Below are 9,774 nucleotides of genomic sequence, written 5' to 3' on the forward strand. Positions count from 1 at the left end.
AAGAGTGCCTTATCGCAAGAGAAACACAAACGCCGCTCCCATCACCGCGACGCCAATGGTCATCCACGTCACGTAATCTCCAATTTGCCCGGTCTGCACCGCGCGCAGAAAGTACAGCGGCCCTTCCAGGAATGCTCCCGCGCGCAACCAGCGCGCCAAGCGCCCACGAAACACAGACGTCAGCGCCAGCAGCAGGGCCAGCAGGGAAGCGATGGCTCCATGCGTGGCGGCCGACTTCACCTCGAGATCCCCGCTGTGCGGGGTTGGCAAGGGGATTGTCGTGTTCCTGTACACCGCGCTCAGATACCCCGATTGCACCCACATCCGGTTGGCTGCGGACAGCATCTCCTCACGGAAATGCGGCATCAACGTCAGCCCGATTGCCGCGGCCACACACAGAGCTGGGGCCGCCAACTGAAACCACCGCGTGCGCGCATTCTCAGGGCTGTCCGGCTCCTCGTCGACTTTGGCTGCGCTGTCGCTGATCGGTTCGCTGCCCCAACCGAGGAACGTATGCAGTCCCACCCGGAATACCGCGCCCGCGGTCAGCAGTCCGCTGGCGAGAAACACATAGCTCACCCATCGCATGTCCACTGCCTCGGCGGCGTTCGATGTCATCGCGTCGCCCAGCATGGTGGCAAACCATGGGAATCCCGCCAGCCCCAGTCCGCCCAGAAACCACAGTGCCGCCGGAATGAACTGATTACGCGCCTTGCCGAACAGCACCGGCTCGCTCGCCGTTCGATAAAGATGCAGCAATATCCCCGACACGAAAAACAGCGCAGCTTTCACAAACGCATGGCTCAGCAAATAGGTCAGGAAGCCGGCTGTTGCGAGGGGGCCCTGAATGGATAGGGCCACCAGCATCAGCCCCGCATGCGAAATGGTGGAGAAGGCCAGTAGCCGCTTCACGTGATGCTCGGCGTAGCACATCAATGCGCCCAGCATTGCTGTAAGCACGCCGAACACTATGAGGATGTGCCGCAGCACCGCCGCGTTCTCATCCACTGCGGGAATGAAGATCACCGCATACAGCCGCTGCACAGCATAGAGCCCGAGCTCCACCATCACGCCGGAGAACAGAACACACACCGGTGTGGGCGAAACCGCATGCGCGTCAGCCAGCCAGAAGTGAAATGGCACCACCGCCGCCTTGGTGAAGAACCCGCATGTGATCAGGGCGCACGCAAACAGAACAAGGGGATCGTGCCGGTGCGTTAGTGCCAGCCCGATCTGCGCGATGTTGAGCGCGCCCGTTACCGCGTAGAGAAATGCGATTCCGGTCAGCACCATGAACGCCCCCACGGTATTGGTCACGGCGAAATTGAAGGCACCCTGCAGCGGCGCCGGCTCGCCCGTCTTTAAGCCGGTGAGCGCGAATGCCGCTGTGCTCATCAGTTCGAACCACACGAACATGTTGAACAGATCGCCGGTGAGCGAGAAGCCGCTCATTCCCGCCAGAAATACCAGCATGAGCGGTTGAAGATGGTTCCCACCCGAATCGGTGTGATTCCAAGAAAAGAACAGGGCCAGAAGGGTCAGCACCGAGCACAACAGCGTCAATCCCGCGGAGACCGGATCGATTACGAACGTGATGCCCAGCACGGTCGATCCGCGCGGACCCCAGTTGCCGAACCAGTAGACGATGGTGTGCTCATGCGAACTCATCATCAGCAGCGCGCAATCTGCCACGCTACACGCTGCCGCCAGCATAGCCAGCCCATCCATCAGCGCGCGGGACAAATGCGACCGGAGTGCAGCCAGCAGGGCAGCCGTCAGCAGCGGCAATGCAATCGGCAGCGCAGGCAGTGCGTCGGCAATGTGCGGGGGAAGTGTCATGTGCCTGGTACCCTCAGCCTCGCAGCGTGCTCAGGTCCTTGGGGTCGATGCAGCCTGACTTCTCGTATGCCTTTACCACGAGGGCCAGCATCAGCGCCACAACCACAGCCTCTACGACCACGTCTGTCAGCATCAGCGCCTGCACCACTGGATCGACAACCACCTTACCCGGCGAGATATCAGCGAACACCGGCGCCGAGCCTCCCAGCCTGTAGCCGATCCCCAGCAACAGCACGTACGTTGAGGTCTGCAGCACAGCCAGGCAAATGACGCAATGCACGAGGTGGCGGCTCGTCACAATCCCATAGAGCCCACAAAAGAATAGCCATCCAGCCACGATGTAAGGCAGCAGTTCCATATGCGGCGGCATTTTCGGGTACCTCCACTCGCCTGCTTAATTTCTTCCGAGCTTTACTCCTCTGATAACTCGCCGCTGATGATTTCCTCAAGATAGGTGTAGGCCACCAGCAGAAACGCCGCTGTTACCTCCGCGCCCACCATCGCGCTGATGAGCGCAATGGTCCCGGACGAAAATACGTCGCCGGTCTCACCTAGCGGCAAGAAATTCGTCAGCAGCGGCAGGCCGAACCCCAGTGCCGTGAGGCCGATCATCGCGTACGAACCGGCGCCGAGGGCTTCAATGAACTCCATCACCGGATGCGAGGTGATTCGCCTGAAAGCTTCCGTATTCTGCGCAAGATAGACAAGGATTGGCGCCGTTGCCAGAATGACACCGGCCTGAAACCCACCGCCCGGGGTCAGTTGCCCATGCAGTCCGATGTAAAGCCCGAACAGCACGGTCAGGAACACGGCCGGCACACTTACCGCCTGAATGGTCGTTGAGAGCACGCGCCTGTCCGGAACGCTTTCGACGGATCGAGATTTCTTCTTCTCGCCGCGCTCACGCCGCAGCAGCATCATGACGCCCAGCACCGCCGTGAAAAGAATGAACTCCTCGCCCAGCGTATCCACAGCGCGATAGTCGTAGTTGATGGCATTCACCACGTCGGTGGCATGCCGCTCGAACACGGCAACGCCTGCGATCACGTCTCCATAGGGGCCGCGATAGAAGCCCCACGCCGGCAGATCCATGATCGCGTAGCAATAGAGTGCCAGGAACAAGCCGCCGAACAGAAGGAACGCAAACAGCCGCACGCGCTCACTCATGCTCGTTCCCCTTTCCGCCCTGTTTGGAATTTTTCCGTTGAGTTTGGGCGCGCAGCGCTGTCTTGCGGTAGCGCATCCGAGAGAGTGCCAGCATGACCATCAGCGGCAGCGCCACCGCGCCCACCGTTACCTGCGACAGGGCCACGTCAGGCGCTTGAAAGAAGAAAAACATCAACGCCATCACCAGCCCGTAGAATCCCAAGGCTACGATCTGCGCTGTCACGTCGCGCGTCCGCACCACCGCAAAGCCGCTTACTCCCACGAGCATAAGGATTCCCGCGCCCACCCACATCATGCTCGGCTCTCCTCTACATTGTCGGCAGGTTCCGCTTCCGATCGGGCAGGATGATGCGTGCTCGGCACAAACTCCATCGGGTCTCCATCCAGCGGCTCCCAGTGTCCCAATTCGCGCGCGCGAAAGGCGCGCGCCGTGGCGTGCGTCACCACGGAGTTGAACGCCAAGATCACGAGCGCAATCAGGAGCGTCTTCATGCTGGTGGCTCCAAGGCCGGTTTCCATAAACACGGCCAGCGTCAGAGCGCCAATACCCGCCGTTGCGGGCAGCGCCAGATAGTGCAGGGACTGGATCGGATGCGACATACTCCATGTTCCCAAGGCACCGATCCAGCACGCCAGCACGACTGCCACAAGCAGTCCGGAGACGACGATCTGATGAACGGTCATAGATGCTTCTCAAAGAAGCGCGCGAACACCAGGCCGCCGCCGAAGCTCATGATGGCCAGCGCAAGGGGGATATCGATCAGGGGCATGCGCCCAAACCCTATGGTGAGCAGTGTCATGGTCACCGTGATCAGCACGCTCGTCATTTCCATACCCACCAGCCGCCGCTCCGGCGATCCCCTCAGGCACATGTCCGCGCAGGGAATGAGGGTGGTGGCCACCGCACCAGCCGCAAACAGCCAGGGATTCGCGGCCAGCATGCTCATCCCCTTGCCCCCATCCGCTTGGTCATGGTGGACACGCTGCTTCGCTCAATCTGGTGAAACAGCATACGCGATTGCGTCTGATCGATCCCGATCACGATCGTGTTTGGCGAGCACGTGCTGCAGGCTACCGCCAGCACAGTTCGCGCAATGCGAACCGGGTCGTGTTTACTGGTGTCGAACCCGCACACGCGGAACAGACTGCCCGCGCGCCGTATATGCATCAGATCCTTGATCAGAACCCGGGTAACGGTCACGGTGTCGGAGCCGATGTACCAAGGAATCCGCCATGCCTCCGCGAGATCGCGCAGTCGAAGCCCGAACCTCACGTCCATGCACTGGGCCGTGAAGAACGCGAACACGATGGTTGGAATGACACACGCGGCGCCCACCAGCATTTCGTGCTTGTTGATAGACGAGGAGACAAGCAGGATCCACAGCCCTGTCGCGAACGCGACACTGATCAACAGTCTTCCCGGACGCACTTTGGCGCGCCGATGGTTCGCCGCTCCTTCCATGTGCGGTGAGAAGGGATGCGGCGTTAGAAGGATGCCTGAGTTCCTGGCGCGATCTTCACATGCGCAGTGATCTTGGGCTGCATCACCTCCGCCCGCGCCAGCATCACCGCATTTTGCGCCGCATTTTCGTTGTAATACTTCACCCAGCGCTGGGGTTCGGCTGCCTTATAGGGTTCCAAGTTATGCGCCCAGCGAAATCCCACCGGCTGATACCACAACTCTGCCTCTATGTGCAGCGGCGCATTACCGGCCGGCACCACGTAACGGGTCACGCTCGAGCCGCCGGTGAAATTCGGATCGTCTTCCGCTCTGCCTTTCACCGATACATCTGCCACCGCGGTCTTCTTGTCGAACCCGGCCGGCAGAATCCGGTTGTCCTTCAAGTACCCGACCGCCGCGATCAGCCCTGTCGTAACGTTTCCATCCATGTCCTTCAGGATCGGCTCGAAGATCTGCACCTCGTCCGGTTTCGTGATCTCCGTGTAGTGGGGCTCGAACTGCTTCGGGTCCGCATCGTTGTCGTTGCCCATAATCGATCCATCCAGCCGCAGAGCCCCGGATTCGAACACCACACCGTCCGCTGCATCGCGAACCCTCACGTGCAGCCACGCCCGCCGCGATGGATACGCCGTCGGCAGCTTGTGCCCTGTGAGGTTTTCGACGCGCACAGCAAATTCCAAACCGCGCGAGCTCTGCTGAACGATCTGAATGTTCACTCGCGCCGAGCGCGTCTTCAGGAACTCGGTCGTGCGGCCCACTGCATCCTTGAGTTCCTCCGGCAGCGCTTGGGTGTCCAGTTCATCGCGATGCTCGTTCAGCACCTGCGGCAGCAAGATGTTCCCCCCGACAAATACATGCCGGTGCATTCCCGTGCGTTCCGGCCCGAATACTGAGGTAATCCGCGTTGGCTCCGTCACCTCAGGCATGTGACAGCTCTGGCATGATTCCCGATCGTTGTAATCGCTGTGCTGCCACTCGAGGAACGGCATCTGCTCTGGCAGTCTGCCCAGTTCCTTGCCGCCTGGTCCTCGCGCGGTCGTATAGAGCGTGTGGCAACTCCCGCATAGTCCCGCATCGCGGATATGCGCAGCTTCCGTCGGCACAAACCCTTTGGTGGATGACTGCATTACGCGCTGATGGCCTGAATCCACGGCGAACGGTCCGTACTCAGGCCGTTCCTTCTTATTCGCCGAAGCCGCAACCGCCACATTGCCGTTGAAGGTGTCCGGCGTGCCCAATCCTTTGGCTTCAACCTGGTGGCAAACAGAACACGACACCCCATCCTTGTATGCCGCAAAGCGGTCGTGTTCCGCCGCAAACGGAAGTCGCGACAGCACTGACGTCTTCTGGCCAACATCGCGGTCAGCCAGGTGCTGCATGGGCATGTGGCACGTGGAGCAATCGTTCTGGATCTCCTCTGACGACTCAGGATGGTCAATCGTCTCCCTGCGCACGCTTCCCTGCCAATAGGGGTCACGGCCTGCGTTCGCCATGACGCTCGCCCGCCACTGAAATCCGATCGAAATGTCCTCGCCGTTCCGCGCCTTCAGCCCGTTGTGGCACGCCTGGCACCGGTCGGACGTGCGGAACTCCTCCTTCGGATCCGAATGCGGGTGCGAAGCCGCCTGCACTGCACCGGTGCGCAGTAACGGCGCCGCACCCAGAGCGACGATTGCCGCCAACATCCACGTCTGACTGTGCGCCGCCCTCACCAGCCCTCCCAGAACTTTCCGTCAGCCCAGTCCCACAAAATGTAAAACTGCACCTGCGGGTGCCTTCCGGCGGTGTCGGTGAAAGGGGTACGCACGCCTACGTCGGCGCGGATGTGCTGGCGCGGGCTCAGCGTCACCTGCATTTCCGGCAACACGTCCCAGTCGGTCTTAGCCCCGTCCACAAGATTGCGGTTGGCCAGGAACTCTACCATCGGCGACCATTGCCGTCCCAGTCTCTGGTCCGGCGCGATCGTCTGCCCCAGCGCTGTGTACCAGAACAAGCCTTGCGGCGATTTTTTGGTATCCGCCGGCAGGTCCGCTCCCATCTGAAACTGCACCCAGGTGTTGGTGCGCCACAATTGATCGAAGGCCGCAAAGGGTTCGAATACCGTGGTGCCCGCGCCGCCCAGCTTTGTGCTGCCGGTAGGCGGAAGCACGCCGCCCTGAAGGCTCAAGATGGATCCCGTGCGCAGGTTGGAGAACATCACATGCTTCAAGCCGATGGTCATGTCTCCAATGTGGCTCGAATAGCTGTGATTGATGTCCTCGAGATTCCACGGCACGTCGATCTCGATCTGGTCGCGCTTGCCGAACGCCTGTTCGTGGATCGCGTGCGTTTCCCATGTGGGCGCGCCGGTCGCGTTCGCCGCGGTCGTAAGCACCAGTTCGTTTTCCGGGAAGGCCTTCTCCGTCGCGATGGCCCGCGGCAGGTTCAGCTCCCCCCGCGGCCAACCGCGCTGCGTGCAGAACGTCCGCAGGTAGGAGATCACATCGTCGATGTCATTTTGTGAAAGTACCTGCCCGAACGTCGGCATGATGGTGGAGAAGCCCTTGTAAGGGCCCCCGTGCACAATCACGCCTTTCCACTGAGAATCCGCCTCCGGCGTGGTTCCACCGCAGTCTGTGAAATCAGGAAATGTGCTCGGTCGCTTGAATACAGTGCTGGTCTCGGCGGCGCCTTTTCCCGTTGGCCCATGGCAGGTATTGCAGCCGCTGTTGAAGACCTGCTTGCCGTTCTGGACATCCGGCTTGCGCTTCAGATTCAGCCTTTGCGCAATCACCAACATGGATGAAAGAGCGAGGACGGTCAGTGGACCCCAGACCCAAACAAGGTGCTTGCATCGCTTTCTGTCTACGCCCAAACGTCCTCCAGCCGCCCGCTCCAGATTTCCCGTTCAGGATATCGGCTGCTGCATGAAATCAACCTGAAGGCTGTTGCAAGAGTGGATGCGGATTTGACGAGGCGCGATGCGGCACGTGTTCCGAAATGACAGATTCGTAATACTGAGTCATAGGTAAGCTTGATTGAATGGCCCGAGAGTTGGAATCCCGAGCCGCAGTTGGAGCGTGCAAGCCTACACAGAACGCATCCCCTGGATCAACGCCGCTCGCCCACAGTCGGCACAGGTCCCGCGACCGGCGTGGGCCGCGGAATTCCCGGAGGAAATGCGTTGCGCAGCTGAGCCGTGGGCTGGGGCAGGGGTTGGTGCATAGTCACAATGAGCGCGTTTGCGGGCTTTGGTCCGTGGCACAAGTAAGAGTGCGCCGTCGCCGAATCGAAATACACGGCGTCGCCCGGGCCAAGCGTGCACCGGTTCTCGCCGTGATGCAAGGTCAGTTCTCCATCGAGCACGTAAAGGAACTCATAACCGGGGTGGAGGTGCGCCTTGGGCTCATGCTGGGGACCCAACGGGACAAACTCCGCGAAGTAGGGGTCCATGTGGCGGTCGGGCACCATGTAGCCCAGGCTCTCGAAGAAGTATGTCGGCGCGTCCGTGCCGGTCTGCGGCAGGCGAACCCTCTCTTTGCGACGGTGCACGCGGAACATGGCCTGCGGCTCTGTCTCAAAGAAGTAGGAAAGGTCTTTCGAAAACACCATGGCGATGCGCGCCAGGTTGCGCAGAGTCGGGACGACGCGGCCGGTTTCCAGTTGGGAAAGGAAGCTGGCTGAAAGCCCGGTATGCCTGCCAAGTTCCACCAGGCCCATGGACTTTTTAAGGCGCAGTCGTTTGATTCGCTCGCCGATGTGCTTCTCGGCGATGAATCGCTCCGCAGTCTCGCTGTCTACCTGCGTCTTCTGAGTTTCTTCTGTTCGGACGGTGGAGGTATCGCTCATGGGAACCCTCTCGGCTGGGGCTGCCGCTGTTGCCCAGATCAAAATCTATTCGCATGGTACCAAAGCAGCGTCAAAGCGGCAATCGATCGGCCGCGCGCGAACGCGCCTTGCCCATAGATGCTGGATGCATGAGTCCTACGCGTTTTGCGGGGCACAGGTTTCTTCTCAGCGGCGCATCGGGTCTGGTTGGCACGGCGCTTCGCACGTCGCTCGTCGCTGCGGGCGCGGAGACTGTGCAACTGGTTCGGCGGGCTCCCGCAGGGCCGCGGGAAGTTCGGTGGGACCCGGGGGCAACGGCACCGATCGCAAAGCCCGCAGTTCTGGATGGGCTTTCCGCCGTCATTCACCTTTCCGGCGCGAATGTGGCGGCTCAGCGGTGGACGCCGGCGTACCGCCGGGAGATGTGGACGAGCCGCGTGGAGTCCACGCGCACGCTGTGCGGGATTCTCGCGAGCCTTCCACAGCCGCCGGCGGCTGTGCTGGTGGCATCCGCGACGGGCATTTACGGGGACCGCGGCGAGGAAGTACTGGACGAGTCTTCTACTGCCGGCACGGGGTTTCTGGCCGATCTCTGCCGGGCGTGGGAAGCGGCGACGGACCCCGCTGAGCTGGCGGGAGCGCGGGTTGTGTCTCTGCGGTTTGGGGTGGTGCTGGCGCGGGGCGGAGCGCTGGCCAAGATGCTGCCGGCGTTCCGGTTGGGGCTGGGCGGGAGGCTCGGCAGCGGCAGGCAGTGGATGAGCTGGATCAGTCTGGATGACGCTGTGTCGGCGGTGCAGTTTCTGCTTGCGTCCGAGCTCTCGGGGCCCTTCAACCTTACCTCGCCCGAGCCGGTCAGGAATGCCGACTTCACCCGGGCTCTGGCCCGATCCCTGCATCGGCCGGCGCTTCTGGCGGTGCCGGCATTCGCGCTCCGGACGGTATTCGGGGAGATGGGGAACGAGGCGCTGCTGGGCAGCGCTCGTGTGCATCCGACGCGGCTGAGCCGGTCAGGGTTCTCGTTCGCCCATCCGCAACTGGATGCCGCGCTGCGGGCCATTTTGAGTGAGGGGCCGGGAAAGTAGGGGGGGTGGGGGGGGGTAGGAGTTACTTCTGTGTAAACATCTTCCAACTTGGAATTGGCGCAAATGCGAGCGCTTCCGGGGTATGAATGCGAGTTTGGCATTCCGCGTGGTGATCTGAATCACCTGTAACTTGTTGATAGGTCATAGATAAATAAGAATTTAAAGAATTCAAGAGAGCAAAACTCGGAAAAAGTGCACTAGGTAACTGAATGGTAAACATTTGCCCGGTGTGATATTTCGGAGCGTTAGCGTCTGAAGCTGCGGAATGGGTCAGCGAAAGCATAGGAATCCGGGCCGGCCGTGAAGCCAACAGAAGGGAAGTATGCGGGGTTTGGGCGGGGATGGCTGTGAGGGCTGTCACAGTGCATGGGACAAGGTCCCTCGTACCCGCGGGGCGCGAAGCGGCCATGAAGTTGC

General features: G+C 61.1%; 11 protein-coding genes. 1 reads left to right on the top strand and 10 read right to left on the bottom strand.

The genetic code is table 11. The features are described from left to right. Positions 1–9: 9 nt before the first annotated feature. From VGL22_RS20755 to VGL22_RS20800, 10 genes are all read right to left on the bottom strand, one after another. Positions 10–1,839 carry a complex I subunit 5 family protein gene (locus VGL22_RS20755; protein WP_465268876.1) on the bottom strand — a complete coding sequence of 610 codons (1,830 nt, stop codon included), beginning with the start codon at positions 1,837–1,839 and terminating at the stop codon, positions 10–12. Between the two features lie 13 nt (positions 1,840–1,852). Further along, a complete protein-coding gene (locus tag VGL22_RS20760) occupies positions 1,853–2,209 on the bottom strand; it encodes a sodium:proton antiporter (protein ID WP_465268877.1) in 357 nt (118 codons plus the stop codon). Between the two features lie 41 nt (positions 2,210–2,250). Then, positions 2,251–3,006: a hydrogen gas-evolving membrane-bound hydrogenase subunit E gene (mbhE, locus tag VGL22_RS20765; RefSeq protein WP_465268878.1), complete on the bottom strand. Its 756-nt coding sequence runs from the start codon at positions 3,004–3,006 to the stop codon at positions 2,251–2,253. Further along, the gene (locus tag VGL22_RS20770) at positions 2,999–3,301 is read right to left on the bottom strand and encodes a Na(+)/H(+) antiporter subunit B (RefSeq protein ID WP_465268879.1); all 303 of its coding nucleotides are present in this window, start codon (positions 3,299–3,301) and stop codon (positions 2,999–3,001) included. Before VGL22_RS20770 ends, mbhE begins: the two co-directional genes overlap by 8 nt. Further along, a complete protein-coding gene (locus tag VGL22_RS20775; protein WP_465268880.1) occupies positions 3,298–3,690 on the bottom strand; it encodes a cation:proton antiporter in 393 nt (130 codons plus the stop codon). Before VGL22_RS20775 ends, VGL22_RS20770 begins: the two co-directional genes overlap by 4 nt. Then, the gene (locus VGL22_RS20780; protein ID WP_465268881.1) at positions 3,687–3,953 is read right to left on the bottom strand and encodes a monovalent cation/H+ antiporter complex subunit F; all 267 of its coding nucleotides are present in this window, start codon (positions 3,951–3,953) and stop codon (positions 3,687–3,689) included. Before VGL22_RS20780 ends, VGL22_RS20775 begins: the two co-directional genes overlap by 4 nt. Further along, positions 3,950–4,417, bottom strand: a complete 468-nt coding sequence (locus VGL22_RS20785) for a hypothetical protein (protein WP_465268882.1) — start codon at positions 4,415–4,417, stop codon at positions 3,950–3,952. Before VGL22_RS20785 ends, VGL22_RS20780 begins: the two co-directional genes overlap by 4 nt. 74 nt (positions 4,418–4,491) lie before the next feature. Next, positions 4,492–6,180: a hypothetical protein gene (locus tag VGL22_RS20790; protein WP_465268883.1), complete on the bottom strand. Its 1,689-nt coding sequence runs from the start codon at positions 6,178–6,180 to the stop codon at positions 4,492–4,494. Further along, positions 6,177–7,322 carry a c-type cytochrome gene (locus tag VGL22_RS20795; RefSeq protein WP_465268884.1) on the bottom strand — a complete coding sequence of 382 codons (1,146 nt, stop codon included), beginning with the start codon at positions 7,320–7,322 and terminating at the stop codon, positions 6,177–6,179. The genes VGL22_RS20790 and VGL22_RS20795 overlap by 4 nt, the downstream gene beginning before the upstream one ends. 236 nt (positions 7,323–7,558) lie before the next feature. After that, positions 7,559–8,296 (bottom strand): helix-turn-helix domain-containing protein, encoded by a 738-nt coding sequence (locus VGL22_RS20800; RefSeq protein WP_465268885.1) that lies wholly within the window; start codon positions 8,294–8,296, stop codon positions 7,559–7,561. A 128-nt stretch (positions 8,297–8,424) separates the two neighbouring features. On the opposite strand from VGL22_RS20800, the gene VGL22_RS20805 reads away from it, so the two are divergent. Then, positions 8,425–9,357 carry a TIGR01777 family oxidoreductase gene (locus tag VGL22_RS20805; protein WP_465268886.1) on the top strand — a complete coding sequence of 311 codons (933 nt, stop codon included), beginning with the start codon at positions 8,425–8,427 and terminating at the stop codon, positions 9,355–9,357. Positions 9,358–9,774: the final 417 nt, after the last annotated feature.

Source organism: Occallatibacter sp., from assembly GCF_036502485.1.
Lineage (GTDB): Bacteria > Acidobacteriota > Terriglobia > Terriglobales > Acidobacteriaceae > Telmatobacter.